This is a genomic window from Schaalia sp. JY-X159 (assembly GCF_014525425.1).
In the GTDB taxonomy this organism is placed as follows: Bacteria; Actinomycetota; Actinomycetes; order Actinomycetales; family Actinomycetaceae; genus Scrofimicrobium.
Genome location: NZ_JACEXI010000002.1, coordinates 543565 through 567804, shown reverse-complemented (window position 1 = coordinate 567804; position 24240 = coordinate 543565). Strand labels below are relative to the sequence as shown.

The window sequence follows — 24240 nt, the reverse complement described above, 5'->3', positions numbered from 1 at the left end:
GCCCTTAGGCGCCTTCCTTGAAGTGCCGTGCAAAGCCTTTGATCACCGAGGCGGCAGCGTGGGTTCCCGACGTGTATCGACCTGCGGCAACCAGGGCCTCAACGTCACCAAAACCCGTATCTCCCGCATCCTCGAAGGCTTGCGCCTTGCTTGAGATCAGGCCCGCATCTAGTTCCGGGTTGAACTGGGTCGCATAGACGTTCTCACCATGGCGGACGATCTGAATCGGAGCGTAGAGTGAGCGCGCCAATCTCACTGACCCTTCAGGCAACTCATCAATCGCCTCACTGTGATTGGCGTAGGCAATGAACACGGCCGGGGATTCAGAAAGAACCGGGTCCTTCTTTCCCTCGTCAGTGAGTTCAATATCGACTAATTCGGCAAACTCGGCGTTGGTCGCAGATACGGTTGCGCCAAGGACTTCACCAAGAACCGTCATTGCGGTGCCTGTTGCCAAGAGAGGGGTGCCAGCCTCTAGGAGCTGGGTGAAGAGATCACTCAGTTCAGCGCGCACATCCTGTTGGGTTTGCGAGACGTAGAGGTCGTCAGATGCCCCTCCGTAGGGCGAGCCCGCAACGAACACACCGGCGTAGTCTTTCGGCTCGATTGGTGGCAGACCCAACAGGTCAAACTCAGCTAACTGCAGCTCGTCGCGTTCCAGTCCAGACGCGCGCAGGTAGGCCTGGTATTCGCTATCAAGGGCTTCTTCTTCCCCACGGGTGGAGACCAACAGAAATGGCTTCATAAAAGCCAGCTTAGCCGCGATCCAGCACCCACCACCCGACAACCGGCTATCAGCGGATGATCAAGGTGTCGAAACCAAGCTCCCCGAGCCTGCCGCGCGCCTCTTCATCCATCCATCCGACCTCGGGAAGAGCGTGTGGAGTAGATGCGGGATAACGGTAGCGTTGCAGGGCAAACGTCCTCGTCCCCCGCTCCCGCGCCCATGCCGCCACCTGCTGCCCGTATCCGACCAAGTCACCCCCGGGTGCCAATCCCGGCCACAGTGTCAAGCGAACTTCGTGGTCAACTTCCCCATGTTTGACGAGGACGGCCAGCGACTCTTCAGCCTTGTCACCACCCCCACGCCCGGTCGCCAGCGGGTAGTCTTCCGGCAACGCTTTGATGTCGAGGCCGACCCAGTCAAGCAGACCCTCCTCCAACAGGGTCTGAAGCGCCCTCGGATAGGCACCTCCCGCGTGAAGTCCCGTGAGGAACCCCCGTCCTCGCACCTGCCTGAGGGCATCCGCAAGCGCGCCGGAGGACGCCTGCATGAGCGCCTCTCCCCCTGAAAAAGCAACCCCATCAAGGAGCCCAACGCGAGAGTCGAGAATGTCGAGGACGTCCCCCCACTCAACAGAGCCACTGGCCCGTGGATCAAGGATTTCCGCATTGTGGCAGTACGGGCACCTCCAGGGGCACCCCTGGAGGAACACGACCGCAACGAGCTTTCCCGGCCAGTCGACCGTTGAGAAGGGGACGAATCCGGCGATGTTGAGTTCGCTCAAGCGAAGGCGACCTCCTTGAAGGGAACACGTTCGGCGTGTTCGCCTTTCTTGCCGATATTGAATGAGGAGACGGGACGGAAGTACCCCATGACCCGCGTCCACACCTCACATTCTTGGGGTTCCCGGTCGGGGAACTGGGTGGCGCACTTCGGGCAGGTGGGCTGTTCGCCCTCGAGGTATCCGTGGCGCGGGCAGATCGAGAATGTCGGTGTGATCGTGATGTAGGGCAGCCGGAAGGCCGTCAGTGAGCGGCGCACCATTTCCTTGCAGGCCTCGCCACTTGTCATGCGTTCACCCATGTAGAGGTGGAGGACGGTGCCGCCTGTGTACTTCCCTTGCAGCTCTTCCTGCTCCATCAGCGCCTGGAACGGGTCATCTGTGTAGCCAACGGGCAACTGGGAGGAGTTGGTGTAGTAGGGCTGGTCGTATGTCCCCGCCTGGATGATGTCGGGGTACTGCTTGCGGTCTTCCTTTGCGAAGCGGTAGGTGGTGCCCTCAGCTGGCGTGGCCTCAAGGTTGTACATGTGTCCCGTGGACTCTTGCAGTTCCACCATGCGCTCGCGAACGTGGTCGAGGACGCGGACCGCGAACGCGTGCCCCGCCGGGGTCGTGATGTCGTCGAGGTCGTTCGTGAAGTTGCGGATCGCCTCATTCATCCCGTTGACACCGAGTGTTGAGAAGTGGTTGTCGAGCGTGCCCAGGTAGTGGCGGGTAAAGGGGAAAAGCCCCCCGTCCATCTGCTCCTGAATGACTTCACGTTTGGTTTCCAGTGTTGCGGCACCAATGTCGATGAGGCGGTCAAGTTCCGCGATAAATCCGCCCTCGTCCCCCTTGTATTCGTACCCCAGCCGCGCCAGGTTGATGGTGACAACCCCGATTGACCCGGTGAGTTCAGCGGATCCGAACAGACCGTTACCCCGCTTCAGCAGTTCGCGCAGGTCTAGCTGCAGTCTGCAGCACATCGAACGAATCATTCCGGGGTCGAGGTCGGAGTTGATGAAGTTCTGGAAGTAGGGCAGTCCGTACTTGGCCGTCATCGCGAAGAGCCGATCGGCGTTGGGGCTGTCCCATTCGAAATCTTTGGTGATGTTGTAGGTGGGGATTGGGAAGGTGAAGATTCGCCCTTCGCTATCTCCCTGCTGCATGACATCCATGAAGGCCTGGTTGATCAGGTCCATTTCGACCTGCAGGTCACCGTATGTGAAGTCGCAAACTTCCCCGCCGATCAGCGGGTGTTCGTCGACGAGGTCGCTCGGGCAAGTCCAGTCAAACGTCAGGTTGGTGAACGGACACTGGCTTCCCCACCGGCTTGGAACGTTGAGGTTGAAGATCAGTTCCTGCATATTCTGGCGGATCTCTTCGTACGTCATGGAGTCCAGTCGAACGAAGGGCGCCATGTAGGTGTCGAAGGAGGAGAATGCCTGCGCACCTGCCCACTCATTCTGCAGGGTGCCCAGGAAGTTGACGATCTGCCCTGAGGCTGAGGAGAAGTGCTTCGGCGGGCATGACGCGATAGCGCCGGGAACGCCGTTGAAGCCTTCTTCCAGAAGTCGACGCAGGGACCAACCGGCACAGTAGCCAGAAAACATGTCGAGGTCATGGATGTGCAACGCCCCGCTGCGGTGCGCGACAGAAGCTTCAGGCTGGTAGCACTTCTCTAGCCAGTAGTTGGCAATCATCTTCCCCGCCACGTTGAGGATCATTCCCCCCAGCGAGTATCCCTGGTTGGCGTTGGCGTTGACGCGCCAGTCGGAACGCCCCAAGTACTCATCAATCGTTGTCAGTGCATCAACATTGGTGCCTGCCATAGTCGGCTCCTTTTCAGTGGACACAATCCGCGTAAAGCACACGCGAGGTCGCTACAGAATGATCTCTTTGTGGAAGTTTTGGGCTAAATCCCGGCCCTCTGCCAGAACCCAAACTAACGCTACACCACTACATATAGTGTACGACACGCAGGGAGACACTACATATCGTGTTTTTGCCCAAAAGTGGGCACACTAATTCCGAAAGCTCCTAGGACCTTGGTCTGCAACCCTAATTTCCTGCCAGGTGGTCCACACCAAGCACACTCAGGGACGAAACCGCAAAGATAAGAACTGTTGAAAACACGGCAAGAAACACTCCCGGCTGCACCATGACAGCCAGCTCTGTGATCTGCATCGCACTAACCGGTTGGCCTATTTCCGTCCTCGACCCCCATGCCATCAGCGCCACGCCAATGGCAGAAACCACCAGGGCCACCCACGCCAAGACAGCAGGAGAACGCCCTCGGAAGTGGTCGTTGAACGGTCGCCACTCCGACGGCACAACCAACAGCGCCACTGCCGTTGCAACCAGGATCCCGGCCAGTACGTCACTGAGGCGATGCCACCCCAAAGAAAGCACCGTCACCCCAACGAATGCGATCGCCACCCACGCAACCCCACCCGCAACTGACTTCCACCTCTGCGGAACCGCGGCAATCAGAGCCAGACCCACGGAGGTGGCCAGGGTGACGTGACCGGATGGGAACGAGTTCGCCAGAGAATGACCCACTTCCATGTCGGGTCGAACCAAAAGGTACTTGAGCATCTGCGTCGCACCGTTCGACACAACAAGCAGAGCAACGATGCGCACCAACAGGGCAAACCGCTTCCTCAACAACACCGTGACTATCAGGATCAGCGCGAACAGCAAAAGTGCAGGTATGGAAGCCAGTGTGTGCAGAACTGTCCGCGCCACGTCTTGGAACGGCATGTGCGCCTGGAATGAGTACATGATCAGGGTGTCCAGCCACTGCCCTGTGACCGTGAAAAGCGAGAGGTACGCGAGCGCGACAACGGACACCACCGCCGCGACTACTCCGAGGACGCGAAAGCGCAGTACGCGTCGAGCAAAGGTAGCGATGTACTGCTCCCGGCTCTGATCCGACACCTCAATCTCCCAACCATTTACTGTTCGCTACCTACTGAATCTTCCACCCAATAGCGTTAGTGTGGTGTGACTGACGAAATGGGAAGGGGGAAGAATGCCAACACCACGTCCAGTAAGTATGCAACGGATTCGGGGCGCATTCGACTCTCTACACATGCCTTTCCAAGAGGTTGGCTCCGGCCTGTGGCAGCAGGTGCAAGCCACCCACGTTGTGTGCGGGACGGTCGAGGGCGGGAAGATTCTTTGTTTCAAAGGCACCTCCACTAGGACTTACACCGCAGATGAGGACCTGGTCCAACTGGGCCACTTCGTCACCATGTCCAACCGGAATCGCGCCTTCCCAAAGGCATACATCGAGGCTTTTGAGACGCCCGGGAAGTACACCGTGGGGGCTGAGACAAGTCGTCTCATTACATCGGGTTTGAGTGAAGCCCAGTTCAATGACTTCTTAGAACATGCCTTCCTGGTCCTCACCTCTTTCTTCCAAGAATTTGAGGGATCCGCAATCGCACAGGCGGGGGTGAGAGACGATGACTGAGACGACGCTGCACTCCGCGCCCGAAGGCAAGGAAGACCCGTACCCCGTGTCGATGTCCCGAGTGAAGGCAGCACTCGCAAAACTTCAGCCGCAACCCGACCTCAGCGGTGTTGCGGACGAGGGCGGTACGGTGCAGGTCGGTGACAGGACCTATAGCATTTCCTTTTTTGGGCGCCGCGACTACCTTTCTGTTCGGTCAAACTGGGATCCGAACCCACAGAGCTCTGCCCGCAGCCTGTTTCGGGCCGTGAACTCTTGGAATAGGTTCCGCCACTTTCCAACCGCTTACGTTGATCGCAAGAAGGATGATTCGTTCACCGTTGTCGCAGACATGGTTATCCACTGCCGCCACGGGCTCTCGGACTTGCAGCTCGATGAAGAAGTTGCCCATGCAATACCGTGTTGTGCGCAAGCGATCGACTACGTGCAATGGGCATATGAGCAGATGCAAATCGACCAGTGAGCGACGCTTCCTCTTGCCAACCCTCCTCCCTGGTCGACTACCTCCGCACTGCCGGAGCGCGTGACCAGAGGCTGCTCCACATTGAAGAGATCCCCGGCCGAAGCGCATCCCGGGCGCCGTGGCCCGACTTCATTCACCCGGAAGTCGTCAGCGCATACAGCGCCGGTGGCGCCAGCTCTCTGTGGTCCCACCAGGAAGAGGCTCTCCGCCAGCTCCATGCCGGAAAGCACGTTGTTATCGCGACGGGCACAGGATCTGGCAAGTCGTTGCCTGCTTGGGTGCCAATCCTCTCCGACCTCATGGACACTGCTGGCGACACGTCGCTTGCGGGCTACCGCAGCAGGCCTTCAGCCCTCTACCTGGCCCCCACCAAGGCTTTGGGTGCCGACCAGTTGGAATCCCTCAACAAGGCGGCAGCACTCTTATCAGAGCCGATACACATTTCCGCCGCCGACGGTGACACTGCCACCGAGGTGAAGAAGTGGGCGCGGGCCCACGCTGACGTTGTCCTTTCCAACCCCGACTATGTTCACCACGTTCTGCTTTCCGGCCATGAAAGGTGGACGCGGTTCCTGCGTTCGCTGCGTTACATCGTGGTTGACGAACTGCACTACTGGCGGGGTGTCACAGGTTCGCACGTGGCGCTGATTCTGCGCCGCCTGCTCCGCATCGCGCGGAGCCTGGGCGCGCACCCGCAGGTCATCATGCTTTCCGCGACAGTGCGCAATCCAGAAGAGCTGGCACAGCGGATGGTCGGCGCAGACAATGTCGCAGCAATTACCAACGACGGGTCACCCGCTGCGCCTAAGACCCTGGCGTTCTGGCAGCCCGCCCTCAGCCCAGCAGAGAAGACCAAACTTGAGTACGCGGGTGATGAAAATGCGCCCGCTTACCCCATTCCCGCCCTGCGCATCAGCCCGTGGACTGAGGCAGCTAACCTGGCTGCAGCTTTCATTGAACGGGATGCCCGGATGCTGACATTCGTTCTCTCCCGTTACGGGGCCGAGGCCGTGGCATCACAAACCCAAGATCGCCTGGAGCGGATGGGTTCGTCACGGGCTCACAGGGTCAGTCCTTACCGTGGCGGGTATCTGCCCGAGGAGAGGCGCGAACTGGAAAAGCAGTTGCGTGAGGGCGTCCTACAGGCCGTTGTCACCACAAATGCCTTGGAGCTCGGTATCGACATTTCCGGCCTCGACGCCACCATCACCTGTGAGTGGCCCGGTTCCCGCGCCTCACTTATGCAACAGGTTGGACGCGCGGGCCGCGCTGGCCGCAGCGGTGTCAGTGTTTTCATTGCTGGTGAGAACCCTTTGGATAATTACCTGGTGCACCACCCTGACGAGGCCCTCGCCGAAGTGGAAGCGAACGTCCTCGACCTGACGAACCCTTACGTCTTATCACCCCACCTCTGTGCGGCAGCGGCAGAGAAGCCGCTCCAAGAAGAAGACCTACAGCTGTTTGGCCTCACCAGCACCGCGCTGCTGGACGCCCTCTCTGAGCAGGGTTACCTGTGGAAGCGCCCGACCGGTTGGCACTGGAACTACTCGCTGACCATAAACCCTCACGACCTCACCGATATTCGGGGCGGCGGCGGGGACGTCCAGGTTGTCGACATCAAAACTGGGGCCGTTATTGGCACAGTCCCCGAGGACAAGGCTGACGCTGAGGTGTTTCCCGACGCGATCTACATCCACCAGGGCAAGACATTCCACGTCCTCGAACTCTCTGGAGTGAACGCACCTGGCGAGGGGCGTCGCCCCCAGCGTGTGGCAGTGGTGGAGCGCGTTTCCACCCCACTACGAACCCGAACTGGGCGCCATTCGGATGTCAAGATTCTCAAAGAGACCCGTACTTGGACGTCCGAGGACGGCTTGGTGGAATGGCATGTTGGCGAGGTCGAGGTTTCCTCCCGGGTCACTGACTACGACCTTCTTCGCCTTCCCCATATGGAATTCATTGCCAACTATGAACTGTCTCTGCCGCAGCGCATCCTGCCAACCATGTCGACCTGGTACACGCTGAAGCCCGGGGCGCTCACCGTCGCGGGTATTGATGGCCCGGATGTGCCCGGGGCGCTACACGCAGCCGAACATGCCGCAATTGGCATGCTGCCCCTGGTGGGAACGTGTGACCGTTGGGACCTGGGCGGACTGTCGATTGCGGAACACAGCCAAACGAACCTCCCGACCGTGTTTGTCCACGATGCCCTGCGCGGCGGCGCCGGTTACGCGGAGTACGGATTCCGTCACGCAACCGAGTGGATCAAGATGACCGCCCAGGTTGTTGCGGATTGCCCGTGCGAGGACGGGTGCCCCTCTTGCATCCAGTCACCAAAGTGCGGCAACCGCAATGAGCCACTCTCAAAGCGCGGCGCCCTGGCCCTTCTGACGTTCTTGGCAGAGCGCAGCCCGGGTACCCGCTGACGGCACCCCCGCCCGGGCCGGCGGGGGCAAATCCGCTAACTTCACTCCTGTGGCGCCGTTTCGCTGTTATTTTGCCGGATTTCACGCCACAACAGTGAAGTTAGCGGCAATCATCCATCAGCCAGCAGCCCCGCAACAAACTCTGGGTTAGCACCGATGTGACCACCAACGCGGACCCATTCCCCGATGCGGCGCAGTCGCCTCATCCAAGCGGTTACCCGTCACGACCTGTCACTTGCAGGTCAGAACCTTCTGCACTCAGTAGCGGTAGTTCGATGGTCGCACCCAAGACACTCGTGTAACTGGTCAACCCAGCAGACGCTGCGGTGAACGAAACAATGTCGTCCTCAAGTAGCTTCTGGGGCGTCTCCCCGGACACCATGAGCATCACGGTGTCTTCCCAGAAGACCCTGGAGTATCCCTGGTCTGCTGTGATGTTGATGCGATAGCCGCTTGTTGTCCCTGAGGCCCCAAGAGTCTGGATGATCTTGCCTTCAAACCGGAAGTACTGCCCGATCAGCGTGTCGCCGGCCCTGAACAGATCCTCGTAGCCAATAGGCTGCGCGGCACTCTTCTTCTGCGCAATCTCAGCTTCAAGCCTTTCCTTCTCTGCGGCAATCCGCGCTTCTTCATCAGCCTCCTTCTTGGCTGCGACCGAATCATAAACAGCCGCAACAAGAGCATCAAGGGCGACGGTTTGCGCCCGAAGACTCTCAGTCTCGTTGGATATCCGCGAGGTCAACGCCTCTACTTCCTCATTCGACTGTCCCTCGATGTCAATCACCGTCGTGTCCTCAGCGTCAGCATGAGCCTGAGTGGCCCGCTCCAGTTCACCCGATAAATCGCTCAAAGTGGAGGGATCCGCAACAGCGCTCTCCTCCACAGACACCAATGCTGTTCTCGCGCTAGAGAGTGACTCTGACAGTTCATGAAGGGCATCTTCGTGAGAGGTGACTGCTGCGGCGAAAGCCCCTTCAACGTCAGCCCGCAGCTCACTCCGTTCCTTGACTGCACCCAATGCAGCAATAATCCCAAAGATCACAACAGCAACCAACGCCGTCACCACCGCGGCAAGTACCCAGAACTTTCTCCGCCTGTAGAAGGGCGCGGGTCCTTCACATTCAACGTCAACTGCATCCGCTCCGTCCTCTGCCACCTCCACTTCGTCGTTCACCACCGCCACTGCGTCGCCACTTACTTCTAGGTCTGGCGTGTCCATGCCACTCATCAGGTCTCCCTACTGGTTGTTGTCCTGTTGGACGAGGTCGAAACTTCAGGAAGACCAACACTAAGACCGCTAGACGCAGTTGCTGCCTCCCTCTATCGATAAGCCCTCTTATCACTTGTTCACCTACCTAGGCGAGCAGACTTCCATTACCCTCAGATAACCGAACAAAAGGGGGCACGATGGCAACCATCACCATGCAGGGGATAGCTGATCTGGCTGGGGTGAAACGTCCCGTGGTATCGATGTGGCGCAAACGCTTCGCAGACTCGGGCAACCCATTTCCAGCTCCCCTCGACAACGCGAAGCTGAAGTTTGACGCAACCGAAGTCGGCCAGTGGCTGCGCGGCACAGGACACGGCAACAACCCGGATGCCCACCTTGAGACCCTGCTGCACTCCTCCTCTATTGCCGACGCACAGGAGGACCTCAACACCACAAGCGCCCTCCTCCTTCTTAGTGAACTGTGTGGGGAATCAATCCAGACCCTGCCGACACAAGTAGCCGTCGACACAGCTGTGGCCGTGGGTGCGCAACCTGTCCTGACGACACCCCAGATTGAACAGGCCTTGCAAGATCCAGCGCTCGCTCAAGCAATCGATGAACTGGTAGAAGCTGCTTACTCCGGCACCGGCGCCCTAGATGGTTTCTACAGCAAGGAGCGGTTGCGTAATCCTGAGCTAAATCGGGAAACCTTCACTGCCCAAGCGGAAGCGTTTCTAGCTGAAATCCTCAGTGAGGTGATGCGTTCCGGCTCACGCGTCCTCGCACCTCACGGCACCGCCGCACTCCTTCTTGTCAACGCTCTCGCTGACCTGTTAACGGAGGATGACCACATATATGTGGTCACCGAAGAGCTGGCTTCACCCACCCCTTCGCAACTTCTGGCTTGGCGCCGTCTGGTTGCCAAAGGCGTAACGCTGATCAACTTCGAGGACGCCCTGCGCGGCTCTGAGCCAACCACCCACCTTTACGTCGCCTTCGATCCAGCCTCTGGCACGTTCTTCAACGACATTGAGGACCTGGTTGAAGACCTTGATCTTGACGACCAACTGATTGTGATTGGACCAACCCGGCTTCTACTGGACAGCGCGGGCGCTCCGGGACGGCGCAACCTGCTCACCCCACACCCTGATTACACCGAACGCCTGCGCTACATCACAGAACTTCCCCGCGGTCTGAGCCGCACCCAAACACGGCTTCGTTTGGGACTATGGGCATTCGGCTCCCCTCAATCCAGGCTCACGGTCACGTCGTCACACGCCTGCGCGCCCGTGACGTCTGTCGGAGCAAACTCCTTGGCTTCCGACCTGGCCGCCGCCCTCGACGGTGATGGCTCCATCACAGTGCACGCCTTTCCCAACAGTGCTGTCCGTGCATCTAGGTATCTACTGCGTCGCGAGTCCCTTTCACTGACCCCAGACCTACTGCCACCCGTCGACGGTGGTGAACGTTTGGCCCTCATCTGGCAACTCGATGACGGCATCATGGGAGACACTCCCCTTATCGCCACCGAGTCCGACCGGGTTACCGTCCCGTTCTCCGAAGCCGCGCAGACCCGAGGGCGCGACCTCTCCGGCTCCCTGATCCCAGATGATGACCTCACCAATCCAAATCCCGGTCACGTCCCGGTTCTCGGAGTCGAGGAAATCGCGGGAAACTCCCTGCCCGGTACCCGCACAATCGATCGCCTCCTCCTTGAGAAGGTTGCACCCAGGTCACGCTTCACCAAACCCGGCGACGTCATCTACGCGGCCGGTACCGGGGCGATGGTTGACGAGGTCGGGGGCAACGCCGTACAAACCCCCGCCCGCATCTTCCGCTGCAATGAGGATCCCTACCTGGGCCGCGTCCTCACCCCAGAAGTGGTCTGCCAGGACATCGCCACCCAAGCTCACATGGAGCGCGGCACCTGGCAACTTCGGCCAGTCACGCCGCAAGCGGCCGAACTCATTTCCCCCTTGGCTGCGCGCATTGCCGCCCGACGCGCCGAACTGGAAACGGAGCTGGCAAACCTCGCCACGCTCCATGAACAGCTGCTGAATGGCCTTGCCGATGGCACACTGAATGTAGAAGAAGAATCGTTAGAATCCAGCGAAGCAGGCTCCGAATGACTGACACCATGTCCCGCCCATCCACGCCCGGAAATGGGGTCGCTACCACCTCTAAGGAACTGAAGGACACGTTGTGGAAGGCAGCCGATAAACTGCGTGGCTCCATGGGAGCGGGTCAGTACAAGGACGTTGTTCTCGGCCTGGTCTTCCTCAAATATGTTTCTGACGCTTTCGAAGAGCGTCGCGACGCCATACGTGCCGAACTTGCGGGTGAGGATCCTGACTACCTTGCCGACACCCTTGAGGAGGCTGACGAATACCTTGGTGAAGGCGTCTTCTGGGTCGCCCCCGAAGCGCGCTGGGACTACATTTCCGCCAACGCCAAGGGCATCCCAGCCACCGCCACGCAGGATGCCCAATCGATCGGTGAGATCATCGATCACGCCATGCGCACTATCTCTTCCGATAACCGCGCCCTTTCCGGCACCCTCCCCACCATGTTTGGTCGTGACAACATTGACCAGCGCCGCCTGGGCGAGTTAGTTGACCTCTTCAACTCCGCACGCTTCACCGGCGAGGGCGCCACGAAGGCCCGAGACCTGCTCGGTGAGGTTTACGAGTACTTCCTTGATAAGTTCGCCAAAGCCGAAGGTAAACGTGGCGGGGAGTTCTACACGCCCCCCGTCCTTGTCCAAACCCTGGTTGAGATCCTTGAACCAGATGAGGGCCGCGTTTACGACCCCTGCTGCGGTTCCGGCGGCATGTTTGTTCAGGCTGAAAAGTTCCTCACCCGCCACGATCAAGACCCCACCAAGATCGCGGTGTACGGTCAGGAACTCAATGAGCAGACCTGGCGCATGGCGAAGATGAACCTCGCCATCCACGGTATTGACTCCACTGGCCTGGGCTCCCGTTGGGGTGACACTTTTGCCCGCGACATTCACCCGGGCATCCAAGCCGACTATGTCCTGGCCAACCCACCCTTCAACATTAAGGATTGGGCCCGCTCCGAAGAGGATTCCCGCTGGCGCTACGGCGTCCCCCCGGTCCGCAACGCCAACTACGCCTGGATGCAGCACATCCTCAGCAAACTCAGCGTGCAGGGTGAAGCCGCCGTGGTGATGGCAAACGGCACCATGGCTTCCAACACGGGGGGCGAGGGCGATATCCGCAAAGCCATGCTTCAAGACGACGTGGTTTCCTGCGTGATCGCCATGCCCCCTAACCTGTTCCGCAGCGTCGCGATCCCTGTCTGCGTCTGGTTCTTCGCCAAGGACAAGGGCATCGGCACCAAGGGCAACATCGACCGTCAGGGTGAGGTCTTGTTCATCGACGCCCGCGAAATGGGCCACATGGTTGACCGCGTGGAACGCACGTTCAGCCAGGACGACATCGACACCATTGCCACCACCTACCGCACCTGGCGCGGCAGGGACTCTGCGGAAGGTGAGTACGAGGACGTTCCCGGCTTCTCCAAATCCGCCACACTGCAAGAGATCGAAGATGCCGGTTGGGCACTAACCCCCGGCCGCTACGTCGGCATGCCTGAAGCCCCCGAGGACGACGAACCCATCGACGACAAGATCACCCGCCTCACCGACGCCCTAACCGAAGCCCTCAACGAGTCCTCCCGCCTTGACACCGTGGTACGGGAGCAGATGGGGAGGCTCGCGTGAGTATTCGGACCAGCAGCAGTCACCCCCTCGTGGCGCTGGGTGATGTCTTAGAGTCCATCTCTATGGGTCCCTTCGGATCGAACCTGAAAGTCGAAACATTCCGAGAGTCAGGCGTTCCTGTACTGAGGGGCGGGAATCTAGCAGGTCACAGGGTCGATGACTCAGACACGGTATTTGTGACACCCGAGAAGGCGGCGGAACTCAGTAGATCACTTGCGCGTCCGGGCGATATCGTCATCACGCACCGAGGGACGCTCGGCCAAGTATCGCTGATTCCCAGGGATGCGAAGTACCCTGAGTACCTTGTCTCTCAAAGTCAGTTGCGGATCACGCCCGATGCCAACCAGGCCGCTTCCGAGTACATAACCTACTGGCTGCATTCCCGCGTGGGGCAGCAGCAACTCCTTTCCTACGCGAGCCAAACTGGTGTTCCAGCAATCTCCCAACCAACCACGAGCATCAAATGCTTACAGATCCCACTTCCACCGCTCGAAACGCAACGTGCCATCGCAGAAGTCCTCGGGGCGTTGGACGACAAGATCGCGGCAAACCACCGAGCAATTGAGATAGGCCGCGCCCTGCTCCTCGCGAAGTGGCAGCGTGCAACGAGCGGATCAACTGACATTGTGTTCTTGGAGGACATCGCAAGCATCAACCCTCGGACCCCAGTTGCAAGTGAGCCTGAACCTCCCTATCTGGACATGAAGAATCTTCCAGAGTTTGGATTGCTTGTCTCGGACTGGGGCTCACGAGAACCTCGTGGGGGCGCTCGTTTCCAGAATGGAGATTCACTACTTGCTCGAATCACTCCATGTTTTGAGAATGGAAAAATGGCGTTCGTTGACTTCCTCGAAGAGGGTCAGGTTGGCTACGGATCTACTGAGTACATCGTTCTCAGACCGAAGCCCGGTATCCCAGCTGCAGTTCCGTACGTGATAAGTGCGAATCCAGAGTTTCGTGCGGCTGCAGCGTTGCTTCGTACCGGTACCTCAGGGCGTCAGAGAGTTCAGGGCTCCGAGCTCGCCAGCTCTGTCATAGTCATCCCCGACCGCGAGTCACTGTGTGAATTTGGCAAGTTCTCTCAAGCGTTACTGAAGCGACTCGGCGCGGCACGCACTGAAAACCAAGTCCTCGCCTCCACCCGCGATGAACTACTGCCCCTGTTGATGAGTGGGCGGATTACGGTGGGGGCGGCCTCGTCGCGTGTGGAAGAGGTGGTGTGAGGTGACGGTGTTGTTCAGTGAGGATGCGCTTGAGCATTTGATGTTGGACTGGCTGGAAGAGTCTGGTTGGTCTATTGCTGCCGGTGCGACGGTGGCTCCAGGGTCAGGTGAGCGGACATCGTGGGATGACATTGTGCTACACGGAAGTGTGGCGGCAGCACTGCGGAATCTGAACCCAGAAGTCCCTGAAGAGTACCTGCGCCAGGCTGCAGCAGAGGTGCTGACGCCTCAGTCGCAGGATGCGATCACGGAGAACTACAGGCTGCATTCCGTCCTCGTCTCCGGATATCGCGGGATCACTTACATTGATGAGTCCGGGCAGCAGGTGACGCCGACAATTCGGTTCATTTCTGCTGACGTCACGAAGAACCGCTATCTGGCAGTCAACCAGGTGACGGTGGCGGACAGGGAGTACTCGCGCCGCTTTGACGTGGTGCTTTACGTCAATGGGTTGCCGCTAAGTGTCGTGGAACTGAAGCGCTCCGGGGATGAGGCAACCAGCGCTGAGATGGCGTTTGACCAGTTGCAGACGTACGTTGCTGAGTTCCCTATGGCGTTCAGGTTTGCGGTTCTGGTGGTGGCAAGTGACGGGGTGACAGCCCGGTACGGAACGCCTTTCACCCCGTGGAACCACTTCGCACGTTGGAATGTGGATGAGCATGGCGAACTGGTGGACGAGGGGTATCACGGGGTGCGGGCATCCGACCTCGAACTCCTAGTTAGCGGCTTGTTGAACGTAGAGACGTTCGGCGAAGTGCAGCGGGACTACGTTGCTTTCGATGCATCCGAGAAGGGTTTGCTGAAGAGGATTGCCAAACCCCACCAGTACTTCGCCGTGAGGAAGGCGATCGACAGTACTGTGCGGGCGGTGGATTCCGACGGTCGCGCGGGGGTGGTGTGGCATACGCAGGGGTCCGGCAAGTCGATGGAGATGGAGCTGTTCACCGCTAAGGTGATGCGCCACCCCAGACTTGCGAACCCCACCATCATTGTCATTACTGACAGGACGGAGTTGGATAACCAGCTTTCGGACTCGTTCACATCCAGCACACTGTTGCCAGAAAAGCCGCAGAAAGTAGTGAGTCGGGCGGCGTTGCGTGAAGAGTTGGCGCAGAGGCGCACCGGAGGAATCTACTTCACGACCCTGCAGAAGTTCGGGCTGACCGAAGATGAGAAGGCTGCGGGACAGAAGCATCCACTGCTGTCTGACCGGCGCAACATCATTGTCATTGTTGATGAGGCGCACCGCAGTCACTACGACAACATTGACGGGTATGCGGCCCACCTCAAGTCGGCGCTCCCCCACGCGACACTGATCGCTTTCACCGGGACGCCCATTGCCGAGGGCGAGAGGGATACGCGTCGGGTCTTCGGGGATGACATTGACACCTACGACCTCCTTCGGGCTGTCGAAGATGGGGCGACGGTGCCGGTGGCGTTTGAGCCGCGCCTCATCAAGTTGGAACGGGCCGAAGGTGTGCGGGATGTAGACATCGACGACGCTGCTGAAGAGGCTACTGAGTCTTTGGATGAGGCCGATCGGGACCGCTTACAGAAGAGCGTGGCGGTGCTCAATACCGTGTACGGGTCTCCGCAGCGGCTCAAAGAACTGGCTGGCGACCTCGTAAAACACTGGGAGGTGCGTCGTGATCTGATGCAGCCGTTCATCGGCGGGCCCGGCAAGGCGATGGTGGTGTGTTCGACGCGGGAGAATGCGGCGAAACTCTACGAAGAGATCATTGCGCTGCGGCCCGACTGGCATAACGAGGCTCCCGATAAGGGCGTGGTCAAGGTTGTCTACACGGGAAGCGCCTCTGACAAGCCGCTTATCCGTCAGCATGTGCTGCGTCCCAGCCAGTCAAAATTGGTGAAGAACCGTATCAAGGACATTGACGACGAACTGGAACTGGTCATCGTCAAAGACATGATGCTCACGGGGTTTGATGCGCCGCCGCTGCACACCATCTACCTAGACCGCCCCCTCAAGGGTGCGTTGCTGATGCAGACGCTGGCTCGCGTCAACCGCACCTTCGGTGGGAAAAGAGACGGGCTGCTGGTCGCATATGCGCCGGTCACCGACAACTTGGCTGCGGCGATGAGAGAGTGGACGCAGACAACAGAAAAAGGGGGAGCTCGAGGGAGCGGAACCACTGCTGCAGAAGCCGCAGAAGTTGCGATGGACGCGGTAGAAGAGTTGCGCGCCCTGGTCGGCACGGAGTGGAAAGCACTGGTCAACCAGGATCCAAAACGGGGATGGATACGGGCCATCCAACAGGTGGCGACCATGCTGCTGTCCCCGAAGACGCCCGGCAACATTGATCCGCAGCGCCCCAACAAGAGGTTGGTTGCAGAGAAGTTCAAGGCGATTGCCACCGGGCTGGCGCGGGCCTACGCGATTGCGGCGAACATGCCTGAGATGGAGCCGATCAGCCACGAGGTGCGATTCTATGAAGAAGTGCGCGTGTGGATGGCGAAGCTGGAAGCACAGGACCGGATCGCCCGTGGTGAACCATTGCCAGAGGATGTGCGACGGCTGCTTGGGGACATCATCGTCACTTCGACCTCGACCGAAGGTGTCATCGACATCTATAAGGAGGCCGGCCTGGAACGTCCTCGTCTGGACGCGGTGAGGGGCGCGTGGACTGACGATGTCATGAAGCGCGGTAGGGCCGAGTTGGCGATCGAAGCGTTGAAGGCGACCCTGCTGGCCGAATCCGGAAAGGTTACCAAATACAACGAGGTCCGCAAGAAGGTCTTCTCAGAGCGTGTCAATGAGTTGATGAACCGCTACGCCAACCAGCAGCTCACCGCCGCGGAAGTCATTGCGGCAATGGCGGAGATGGCCGACGACATCCTCGAAGAGGCGAAACGTGGCGAGCAGTTCGATCCTCCGTTGGAAGAAGACGAGCTGACCTTCTACGACCTCATTGCCCAAAATGAGTCTGCGGTTGATGTGCTTGGCGGTGGCGTCCTCGCACAAATTGCGCGGGAGCTGGTCGACACCATGAGGAAGGATGTGCGGACCGACTGGACGGTGCGGGAAGACGTCAAGGCGCGGCTGCGAGCCAACGTGAAACGGTTGCTGCGCAAGTACAAGTACCCGCCCGATCGAGCGCCAGAAGCAGTGCTGCAGGTCATGGCACAGATGGAGGCGATGGCGCCACGCTTGGCACTCAGGGGTTAGGTCGCCGCTGTCAGCATAGAAACAAGGCTAGGTCGCCGCTGTCAGCATAGAAACAAGGCTAGGTCGCCGCTGTCAGCATATGTCGCCGATAATTCGCCGAAACAATGGCGACCTCCGCCGACTTCGGCGACCTTGGGGATATGAGGTGCACCCCAACTGCGGCGACCTTGGGATTGCGGTGGCGCCACGCCTCGCCCCAATTGGCTAGACGTGGCGCCACTTGGTGTTACTCGGGCTTAACCGCGTTGAACTCCTGCATCTTCTGAATGTAGCGTGGCATTTCGTCAGCCGGTAGCGGCTGAGGCCAGTCATCCGCACGGAAGTAAGCGTCGGTACCACCGTCCAGGAAGATGACGGAGCCACACAGGAAGTTAGCGGCCGGGGACAACATAAAGATGACCCACTTGGCGACTTCCTCAGGCTTACCGAACTCCCGCACTGGGATTGGGAACGACTTGATGGCTTTGGCAAGCTCCGGGTCAGCCAGCTGCTTGTCGATCAGAGGCGTGCGAACCGCACCCGGCGCTAGGGCGTTGACGCGAATGCCGCGCCCTGCCCATTCCTCCGTGACGCCGATGGTGCGCATCCAGTGAGTGATAGCGATCTTTGAACCGGCATACATGAAGTTCGGGAAGGCGTCTGGGCCAGCAGCCTCACCAATCGCTAGGACTGAGTCCATGTCCCTGGCCTTGAAGGCTGCGATCAGCTCCTTGGGGATGCCCGGAACAGTGGTGGTGGAGTTCGAAGAGAAGATGACAACTTTGGCGTTGCCTGCTGCTGCGAGAAGATCATGGATCCCTTCCAGCAGCTCAACCACACCGAGGAAGTTGACCTTCGCGACCAGTTCTTCACGACCCGGGATTGGCCCAAGACCAGCAGCAAGAACAGCACCATCAAGGCGGTTCCCGGCTGACTTATAGATCTCTTCAATTGCGTGGCGGCGACCGTCCTCGGTCGACAGGTCGGCGATCACGTCGGCGTTGTGTAGGTCAACACCGATGGCGCGGTGACCCTCCCAACGCAACTGCTCAACTGCTGCTCGCCCCATACCGGAGGCTGCGCCGGTAACTACATATACTCCCACTTTGGCTCCTTTGCCTTGCGTCTCAACGGAACTGGGCAGAAACGCCTGGTAGTGGCGTTACTGCCCACCATTCGATCGTACGCGTGGATCCCGGCTAGCACGCAGGAAAGGTAGTGAAAGCCCACTTGAACACAACTGTACGACACCTGTCGTTTAGATGTATGGTGGCGGCGTGAGCTTTTCAAGTCGATAAGTGTGAGGAACAGAAGTGCCTGAGAGCATTGAGATTGCCAGCCAGAAGCCAGGCGGATGCGCGTGCGGACACACCGATGTGAGCACACCGGTGCTCGACGTTCGCACCATCCCACACCAGATCCGCCACGCCACCATTCACGGGGCGTTCGACGCAATCGCGCCCGGGGACGCCCTCGTCCTTATCGCACCACACGCCCCGGTTCCCCTACTGCGGGAGCTGGAAGGTCGATTCCCAATCGACGTTGAGTACCTCCAAGAGGGACCGGAGGAATGGCACGTCAAGGTGACGCGAGGGGCTGCCGGCTGACGGCTAACGCACCCGCTCAAAGACCTGTAGCGTCTCTAAGGTGACGGGAACGGTGATGGTTTGGCGTCCGCCAATAGGGTCGCCCTCTGTACCGAGCTGTTGCCAAGATCCGTCCGGCAGCGTGACACTGCGAACTGTCGCGCCCTTCTCAAGCACAGGTGCAACCACATAGTCCGAACCGAGCATGAACTGGTCGGTGATGTCCGCAAGCGAGGCGTCCTCGTAGGCGAGCGGACGGATGACCGGCTCCCCACTTCGGGTCGACTCCCCGGCGAGCCCCAGAATGACCGGCATCATCTGTTCACGTGTCTCAACAGCATTCCTGACCGCGCGGTAGTGCGTTTCGTCGAGGACGCGGGAGGGAAGAACAGAGAACTGCATCATCGGTGACAGAGCAGCCAACTGGGCGTAGCGGACAAAGAACTCCTGGTCAACGCTCGACTGGTCTTCCATCGCATTGATCTCCCCACCCCAATCATGTCGGGGCAGACAATGGCGTAACCCATCATGGACTGTGCCAGCATCTCCGGAATCAGCGATCCCAGCCCCAGCAGACCCCACATGGGAGGCTTGTCGGCAAGGCGCTGACCCAGGGGCTGTCCCGCCATGTTCCAGCATGTACGGAACTCGTTGAATGGATAACGCAACCCAACGCGCGCCAAGTTCTGGCACATCTCAACCGGGGATGCGTGCATGAATCAGGCCGATGACGTTGGCGCGGTTCGAGGCAAGGGCTCGTGCATTGGCATTGGGATGATAGCCGAGCTCTGTCATAGCAGCCTCGACACGCTCCCTTGTCTGAGGAGAAATTGAGCGCGTACCACTCATGACATATGAGACGGTGCTCTGAGAAACACCGGCAAGCGCAGCAACGTCGCGCGATGTGGCCATCATCGTCCCTCTCTCCGCTACGGAACCATTTCCATGTAACCATAGACGGAGTCAAGCGGGTACGCCCACGGTCACCAGTTTGGCGACGGGCCAGCGCGGGCCCTTGCCGAGACGGCCGCGGTGAAGACAAACAGGGACACGGGTCTTTGGACCACGACCCTGGTGTCCGCGTCGGTGACCCAACATTCACTGAGAACCGCCCCGTTGCGTTTGGCGACCTCTTCCGCCTGAGCACACGGCAAACTCCGCGTGGGTGCGGCCTCAAAGACCGCAACTGAGGAGATGTCCGCACCGGCTAGAGCAGCCATGTCCGCAACCGCTTGCACGTGAGTCTTGGCCGACCACACGGCGGTCACCGAAGAGATGAGGAGGGCAATCACCACCAGGGCGGCCGAGAAGCCGGCAAACCAGATGGTCATAGAACCCTCCTCACCGCCTGTGGTGTCACCCGTGTCAATGGCACGCGTCCTCGGGCTCACCGAGCTGCGCCGAGCAAGAGCACCGGTCAGAGGGGACATTTCCTTCTTATCCACCGCCGAGGCCGCCAACAAATGGTTCCTTTACCCCCGTGACTTCACACCTCACAGCCGGAGCCTGCCAGGGACCGACCTGGAATGGTGCTGCCGATGCCCTAGCAGTTATCCATGAGCCCGCGTCACTAACCTGAACCGCAACGTCCACCCGGGTCACAGCTGTTGGGCCCATGTCGGCCATGCCCAAGGAATGTGCCCTTGCAGCATCCCGGGCAACCTGGCACACCTCCCCGTGCAGACCCGCAACCGAAACAGCCACAATCAGAGCCAAGGCCACAAAGACCACCCCACCCAGGGACAGAGCGGTCTCAACGGTAACCATCCCTTCCTCATGGTGATTTTTGGGGTTCTCTTCGCGCCGAGGACGAGTTCGCAAAGATACCTGACGCCGCGCCACCGCCTGACTCCTACAGAGACAATGCGGACTGGATGATGCTGGTGAGCATGCCCTTAACGCCACCACTCTTCAGCACCGCCAGCAAGAGACCGGCAAATGCTGCGGTTGCAACTGCGCCCAGGGCGTACTCAACAGTCGTCGATCCTTCCTCCGCATCCCGGGCCGCCACGACGGCAAATGCCGACTCTGGCAGCCGCACAAGGGAGTCTTCTGATGGACGCCCCACCATGTTGTTCGGTACCGGTAGTTTCATTTTGTTTCCCCTTCTTTCGTTTCTTTGAGCCGATTGGCTCGACCGTGCCGTGGGGTAACCATTGCTGAACGCAGATCCAGAATCCACCACCTCAAAGCAAATCTGTTGACAACACCAGATTCCTCGTCCTGTGGATTCAACCGACACCCAGGAGCGTTTGACTGCCCAGCAAGGAGAAGACAATCGGAACCAAGCCCAGCAAAACGAATGAGGGCAATAGCAGGAGACCCAGAGGAACAGCCAGCTTCACTGCGAGGCGCTCAGCAGCCTCCTTGGCCTGGCTAACGGTTCTACGCCGCGAGTCACCAGCAACCTGCTCAAGGAGAGGTGTGGGGGAAACCCCGTCCTCCCACGCTGGCCGCAGCGCACGTTCAAGGAGGCCACCATCCGGAGGGCAGGGAGTCCAGGCTTCGTCCCAACGCGCGCCAAGCAACAGCTCCCGCGCGATCCGTCCGTAAGGCGGCTCTTGGAGCGAAGAGCCCAGTGACTCGAGGACGGAAGGTATCCCGCCCCCGCCGCGCAATCCGGAGACCATCAGGTCGCAGAGTACGGGCGCCCGTAGCTCATCCTGCGCTCTACCAGCAGCGCTACTGATGAGGCGCCGACTAACCAAGTGTCCAGCAACACCCAGAACCACCCCGGTAGAACCCACCAAAGAGGGCACTAAACCAGAAAGGAACCAGGTCAGAGGCGCTGCACCCAGAGCCTCTCCGCCAAGAATGCCGACCACCGGAAGTGCGGTGAGAACCCGGGAGGACAGGCGCGGGCCCGCAAAGGCGATTCTCTGCGCTGCCGCAGCCTCTTCCAACTCGTTGAGGCTACGCGCACAGGACAGAAGAACATCCACCAGCGGCGCACCCGTTTCCACTGAGAAACGCGTCGCTGCCACCACCATCTGTGAACCCTCGGTATCCATCGCTTCCAACGGCTCTGGGACACCGCTGCTTCCCATCGTCACATCCGAGTCACCGCTGGCTAACAACCAGCTCCTCCTCCACGCTTCCTGTGTGCCGCCCCCGGCCCTCAACCTGGTTGCCACCTGGACGCATAGTGCCGCCAAATCAATGTCGTCACCACCGCGTCTGGAACGCCGTCTCAGCAAGGGCACACCAGATTGTTGAGCCTTCCCAGAGGGATCCCCACCCAACGCTCCCGAATCAGCGCGTGGAGTAAGACCCTTGAGGATCTGCCTTTCTCTGGCACGCGATTGGGACCACACCACCCCAATAAACACGATGACAGAGACAACAAGGCCCGTTACCGCTGTCTCCAGATCCATCACTGTCGCCCAGACGCCGAGTTTGAGGCGTGCCTGCCACGAGGAACCTTGCGATCATCGCGCCAAGAGGTTGATCCCACCAACCGTTCTTCCACCAGACGCAACTCTCCGATCGCCTGCACGTAGCGGCACCCGCCCTCGTCCCTATTCAGGAAAACAACCAGGTCAAAGGCAGAGGCCGCCATGGCCGCGACTGCTGCACGCTCCATGTCTGCCAATAGTCCGAGGGCGAGCAAACGGGCGGGGACGTCCTCGATCGAATTGGCGTGAATCGTTGCCATCCCTCCGCGGTGACCCGTGTTCAAAGCAGTGAGAACCTCACGCACTTCACCACCCCTGCACTCACCTAAAACCAGCCGGTCCGGCCGCATCCGCATACCGCCGCGCACCAACTCCTCAAGACCAACACCTCCCTCACCTTCAATGTTGGCCGGACGTGCCTGCAGGGACACAACGTGGGGATGGTTGATGGCAAGCTCTGTAACCTCCTCGATCACCACAATCCGCTCATTTGCAGCAGATAGTCCCAGGAGAGTCGCAAGCAGAGTGGTCTTGCCAGCGCCGGTTGCGCCAGCGATGAGGATGGAAGCTCTGCTAGCAATGGCTTCCCGCAGCAGTTCCGCGGCGGCGGGTGACAGGGTCTGCCTTTCAACCAGGTCTTCCAAAGTGAATGGGTGAGAACGAAGAACCCGCAGGGAGATTGATGTTCCGCTCTGCGCCAAAGGAGGAATTACGGCATGCAGGCGAACCGGGCCTGGAAGAACACCGTCAACAATCGGCTTCGCATCATCCAACCTCTGAGAAGCGGCTGCTGCCATCTGGGTTGCGAGCCTTCTTACCTGGTCCTCACCTTCAAGATGCAGGTCAACACGTTCCAAACCCGTTCCTCTGTCCACCCACGCGTTGACACCGGATATGACAACATCCGTCACCGCCGGTTGGCGCAGAAGAAGCCACAGGGGCGTGGACATGCCGACCCTGGCGGCCTGGATCTCATGCCACTGGTCAATCCGCGCCCGAGGGCCATCCGCGGGAGGACCGTGCTCTATGATCGCCTCCGACGCGCGCCCGCCCTCGGCAACCAGCCTGCGCGCCCCCGCGATCCCTAAGCGACCCACAGCTTCTCTTGAGTTCTTCTCCATCCTCGAGTCGACCCCAACCGCGGTGACCTGCGCCATTTGAGATCGAACCTGTCAGCCACAGCATGAAAAATTGGATGGGGGCGCCCATTCAAGAGATAGAGCGGCTCCTGCACCTCGGAAGTGCTGGCTTTCCAACGCCCGAGAGCAGCTGCCCCGCGCTCATTACCAGTGCCAGTCAGCACCGTCAGCACCCTTTTCTCAGTGGTCTCCAACCTCTCAGCTAACTCAAACAGCGCATCAAGATGCACCCCACAATCGACGACAACACCGCGGTTCAGTGAGCGCGCAACAGCAAAAACCCGGTCATCATCCGGCCTTAGTGGAATCCCCAGGCTCATGGTCAAAGTTGGTACGCCAGCAATTCTGGGGAGGTTCGCTATCAGCCGTGGAGACGGCGGAAGATCACGGGGATCGATGTCGTCCCACACGAGTACTTCATCCTCCAGTGCCAGGTCACCACCCCAGTTACCCGCCGCGTCAAGAAGCACGGAACGCGATGCTCTGGCAAGCCGGTACGAGGCCGTCGTTGCCCCACCGCCACCATGCCACGCACCGACCAGGACAATCACATCTTCCTTGGCCCTCTCCCCCACATCGTCCTCGTCAGCCGCTCTTGAAAGCAGGTGCAGAAGTGCGACCTCGTCCCCTGGAATCACGATGTCGACATGTCCGTGCGCGTCACTGTCTTGCGCCCCAGTGACTGTGATTCGACGTAGGGAGGCAAACAGCTCCGGCACCTGGACGCCATGCTCCATCACTAAGATGTCGTTTCTCTTCACGCCTCTGCGGAGCGTGATCGCGCCATCAGCAACAACGGCAATGGGACGCAGCAGGGCCAGCCGACACATGTCCGCAAGCGACTCACGTAGCTCCGCGTCCTCGGTCATGACCCACACCCTGGGACGTGGATGTTCGTTTGTTTCGTTATTCATACCCCAAGAAAACA

22 protein-coding genes are annotated in these 24240 nt (G+C 59.7%); 8 read left to right on the top strand and 14 right to left on the bottom strand.

Going from position 1 to position 24240, the window contains the following annotated elements:
• Nucleotides 1-4: 4 nt before the first annotated feature.
• From IDL90_RS05475 to IDL90_RS11690, 4 genes are all read right to left on the bottom strand, one after another.
• Entirely contained in the window at nt 5-745 is a 741-nt protein-coding gene (locus IDL90_RS05475) for a glutamine amidotransferase-related protein (RefSeq protein ID WP_187994633.1), read from the bottom strand.
• Between the two features lie 49 nt (nt 746-794).
• Nucleotides 795-1508, bottom strand: a complete 714-nt coding sequence (locus tag IDL90_RS05470; RefSeq protein ID WP_187994632.1) for an anaerobic ribonucleoside-triphosphate reductase activating protein — start codon at nt 1506-1508, stop codon at nt 795-797.
• Nucleotides 1505-3316, bottom strand: a complete 1812-nt coding sequence (locus IDL90_RS05465) for a ribonucleoside triphosphate reductase (RefSeq protein WP_187994631.1) — start codon at nt 3314-3316, stop codon at nt 1505-1507. Before IDL90_RS05465 ends, IDL90_RS05470 begins: the two co-directional genes overlap by 4 nt.
• A 229-nt stretch (nt 3317-3545) precedes the next feature.
• Complete coding sequence (locus IDL90_RS11690; protein WP_187994630.1) at nt 3546-4424, bottom strand: phosphatase PAP2 family protein; 879 nt, start codon at nt 4422-4424, stop codon at nt 3546-3548.
• Between the two features lie 94 nt (nt 4425-4518).
• Here IDL90_RS11690 and IDL90_RS05455 point away from each other — a divergent pair, with 94 nt between their 5' ends.
• Genes IDL90_RS05455 through IDL90_RS05445 form a run of 3 tightly spaced genes read left to right on the top strand, consistent with a single transcriptional unit; the run spans nt 4519 to nt 7851 of the window.
• Complete coding sequence (locus tag IDL90_RS05455) at nt 4519-4962, top strand: hypothetical protein (protein WP_187994629.1); 444 nt, start codon at nt 4519-4521, stop codon at nt 4960-4962.
• Nucleotides 4955-5425: a YbjN domain-containing protein gene (locus IDL90_RS05450; RefSeq protein WP_187994628.1), complete on the top strand. Its 471-nt coding sequence runs from the start codon at nt 4955-4957 to the stop codon at nt 5423-5425. Before IDL90_RS05455 ends, IDL90_RS05450 begins: the two co-directional genes overlap by 8 nt.
• Entirely contained in the window at nt 5422-7851 is a 2430-nt protein-coding gene (locus IDL90_RS05445; RefSeq protein WP_187994627.1) for a DEAD/DEAH box helicase, read from the top strand. The genes IDL90_RS05450 and IDL90_RS05445 overlap by 4 nt, the downstream gene beginning before the upstream one ends.
• Before the next feature lie 214 nt (nt 7852-8065).
• Here IDL90_RS05445 and IDL90_RS05440 read toward each other — a convergent pair whose 3' ends face one another.
• The gene (locus IDL90_RS05440) at nt 8066-9079 is read right to left on the bottom strand and encodes a hypothetical protein (RefSeq protein WP_187994626.1); all 1014 of its coding nucleotides are present in this window, start codon (nt 9077-9079) and stop codon (nt 8066-8068) included.
• A 179-nt stretch (nt 9080-9258) separates the two neighbouring features.
• On the opposite strand from IDL90_RS05440, the gene IDL90_RS05435 reads away from it, so the two are divergent.
• The 4 genes from IDL90_RS05435 to IDL90_RS05420 are packed head-to-tail and all read left to right on the top strand — an operon-like array spanning nt 9259 to nt 17213.
• Entirely contained in the window at nt 9259-11190 is a 1932-nt protein-coding gene (locus IDL90_RS05435; protein ID WP_187994625.1) for a hypothetical protein, read from the top strand.
• Nucleotides 11187-12806 (top strand): class I SAM-dependent DNA methyltransferase, encoded by a 1620-nt coding sequence (locus IDL90_RS05430; RefSeq protein ID WP_223175191.1) that lies wholly within the window; start codon nt 11187-11189, stop codon nt 12804-12806. The genes IDL90_RS05435 and IDL90_RS05430 overlap by 4 nt, the downstream gene beginning before the upstream one ends.
• On the top strand, nt 12803-14029 hold the full coding sequence (locus tag IDL90_RS05425) for a restriction endonuclease subunit S (protein WP_187994624.1): 1227 nt from the start codon (nt 12803-12805) through the stop codon (nt 14027-14029). The genes IDL90_RS05430 and IDL90_RS05425 overlap by 4 nt, the downstream gene beginning before the upstream one ends.
• Before the next feature lies 1 nt (nt 14030).
• On the top strand, nt 14031-17213 hold the full coding sequence (locus IDL90_RS05420; protein ID WP_223175190.1) for a type I restriction endonuclease subunit R: 3183 nt from the start codon (nt 14031-14033) through the stop codon (nt 17211-17213).
• A 226-nt stretch (nt 17214-17439) separates the two neighbouring features.
• Here the strand turns inward: IDL90_RS05420 and IDL90_RS05415 are convergent, their stop codons facing one another.
• Nucleotides 17440-18297 carry an SDR family oxidoreductase gene (locus tag IDL90_RS05415; RefSeq protein WP_187994623.1) on the bottom strand — a complete coding sequence of 286 codons (858 nt, stop codon included), beginning with the start codon at nt 18295-18297 and terminating at the stop codon, nt 17440-17442.
• A gap of 208 nt (nt 18298-18505) precedes the next feature.
• Between IDL90_RS05415 and IDL90_RS05410 the strand changes: the two genes are divergently transcribed.
• Nucleotides 18506-18799: a DUF2249 domain-containing protein gene (locus IDL90_RS05410; RefSeq protein ID WP_187994622.1), complete on the top strand. Its 294-nt coding sequence runs from the start codon at nt 18506-18508 to the stop codon at nt 18797-18799.
• A 3-nt stretch (nt 18800-18802) separates the two neighbouring features.
• Here the strand turns inward: IDL90_RS05410 and IDL90_RS05405 are convergent, their stop codons facing one another.
• The 8 genes from IDL90_RS05405 to IDL90_RS05370 all read right to left on the bottom strand — a co-directional run bounded on the left by IDL90_RS05405 (nt 18803) and on the right by IDL90_RS05370 (nt 24226).
• On the bottom strand, nt 18803-19252 hold the full coding sequence (locus IDL90_RS05405; RefSeq protein ID WP_187994621.1) for a TIM-barrel domain-containing protein: 450 nt from the start codon (nt 19250-19252) through the stop codon (nt 18803-18805).
• Nucleotides 19253-19474: 222 nt separating this feature from the next.
• Entirely contained in the window at nt 19475-19693 is a 219-nt protein-coding gene (locus IDL90_RS05400; RefSeq protein ID WP_223175189.1) for a LacI family DNA-binding transcriptional regulator, read from the bottom strand.
• 68 nt (nt 19694-19761) lie between these two features.
• Complete coding sequence (locus tag IDL90_RS05395; protein ID WP_187994620.1) at nt 19762-20109, bottom strand: Rv3654c family TadE-like protein; 348 nt, start codon at nt 20107-20109, stop codon at nt 19762-19764.
• Between the two features lie 106 nt (nt 20110-20215).
• On the bottom strand, nt 20216-20545 hold the full coding sequence (locus tag IDL90_RS05390; RefSeq protein WP_182141546.1) for a hypothetical protein: 330 nt from the start codon (nt 20543-20545) through the stop codon (nt 20216-20218).
• An 85-nt stretch (nt 20546-20630) separates the two neighbouring features.
• Nucleotides 20631-20873, bottom strand: a complete 243-nt coding sequence (locus tag IDL90_RS05385; protein ID WP_187994619.1) for a DUF4244 domain-containing protein — start codon at nt 20871-20873, stop codon at nt 20631-20633.
• A 136-nt stretch (nt 20874-21009) separates the two neighbouring features.
• Nucleotides 21010-22152 (bottom strand): type II secretion system F family protein, encoded by a 1143-nt coding sequence (locus IDL90_RS05380; protein ID WP_187994618.1) that lies wholly within the window; start codon nt 22150-22152, stop codon nt 21010-21012.
• On the bottom strand, nt 22152-23294 hold the full coding sequence (locus IDL90_RS05375) for a TadA family conjugal transfer-associated ATPase (protein WP_187994617.1): 1143 nt from the start codon (nt 23292-23294) through the stop codon (nt 22152-22154). The genes IDL90_RS05380 and IDL90_RS05375 overlap by 1 nt, the downstream gene beginning before the upstream one ends.
• Nucleotides 23258-24226: a hypothetical protein gene (locus IDL90_RS05370; protein WP_187994616.1), complete on the bottom strand. Its 969-nt coding sequence runs from the start codon at nt 24224-24226 to the stop codon at nt 23258-23260. The genes IDL90_RS05375 and IDL90_RS05370 overlap by 37 nt, the downstream gene beginning before the upstream one ends.
• Between the last annotated feature and the right edge of the window lie 14 nt (nt 24227-24240).

What these genes read in the sequence shown, in the direction of transcription:
- IDL90_RS05450 (WP_187994628.1), top strand. Translation starts at nt 4,955, where the DNA reads ATGACTGAGACGACGCTGCACTCCGCGCCCGAAGGCAAGGAAGACCCG.
- IDL90_RS05380 (WP_187994618.1), bottom strand. Translation starts at nt 22,152, where the DNA reads ATGGATCTGGAGACAGCGGTAACGGGCCTTGTTGTCTCTGTCATCGTG.
- IDL90_RS05430 (WP_223175191.1), top strand. Translation starts at nt 11,187, where the DNA reads ATGACTGACACCATGTCCCGCCCATCCACGCCCGGAAATGGGGTCGCT.
- IDL90_RS05385 (WP_187994619.1), bottom strand. Translation starts at nt 20,873, where the DNA reads ATGAAACTACCGGTACCGAACAACATGGTGGGGCGTCCATCAGAAGAC.
- IDL90_RS05395 (WP_187994620.1), bottom strand. Translation starts at nt 20,109, where the DNA reads ATGACCATCTGGTTTGCCGGCTTCTCGGCCGCCCTGGTGGTGATTGCC.
- IDL90_RS05435 (WP_187994625.1), top strand. Translation starts at nt 9,259, where the DNA reads ATGGCAACCATCACCATGCAGGGGATAGCTGATCTGGCTGGGGTGAAA.
- IDL90_RS05440 (WP_187994626.1), bottom strand. Translation starts at nt 9,079, where the DNA reads ATGAGTGGCATGGACACGCCAGACCTAGAAGTAAGTGGCGACGCAGTG.
- IDL90_RS05370 (WP_187994616.1), bottom strand. Translation starts at nt 24,226, where the DNA reads ATGAATAACGAAACAAACGAACATCCACGTCCCAGGGTGTGGGTCATG.
- IDL90_RS05465 (WP_187994631.1), bottom strand. Translation starts at nt 3,316, where the DNA reads ATGGCAGGCACCAATGTTGATGCACTGACAACGATTGATGAGTACTTG.
- IDL90_RS05375 (WP_187994617.1), bottom strand. Translation starts at nt 23,294, where the DNA reads ATGGAGAAGAACTCAAGAGAAGCTGTGGGTCGCTTAGGGATCGCGGGG.
- IDL90_RS05405 (WP_187994621.1), bottom strand. Translation starts at nt 19,252, where the DNA reads ATGGAAGACCAGTCGAGCGTTGACCAGGAGTTCTTTGTCCGCTACGCC.
- IDL90_RS05475 (WP_187994633.1), bottom strand. Translation starts at nt 745, where the DNA reads ATGAAGCCATTTCTGTTGGTCTCCACCCGTGGGGAAGAAGAAGCCCTT.
- IDL90_RS05455 (WP_187994629.1), top strand. Translation starts at nt 4,519, where the DNA reads ATGCCAACACCACGTCCAGTAAGTATGCAACGGATTCGGGGCGCATTC.
- IDL90_RS05390 (WP_182141546.1), bottom strand. Translation starts at nt 20,545, where the DNA reads ATGGTTACCGTTGAGACCGCTCTGTCCCTGGGTGGGGTGGTCTTTGTG.
- IDL90_RS05400 (WP_223175189.1), bottom strand. Translation starts at nt 19,693, where the DNA reads ATGATGGCCACATCGCGCGACGTTGCTGCGCTTGCCGGTGTTTCTCAG.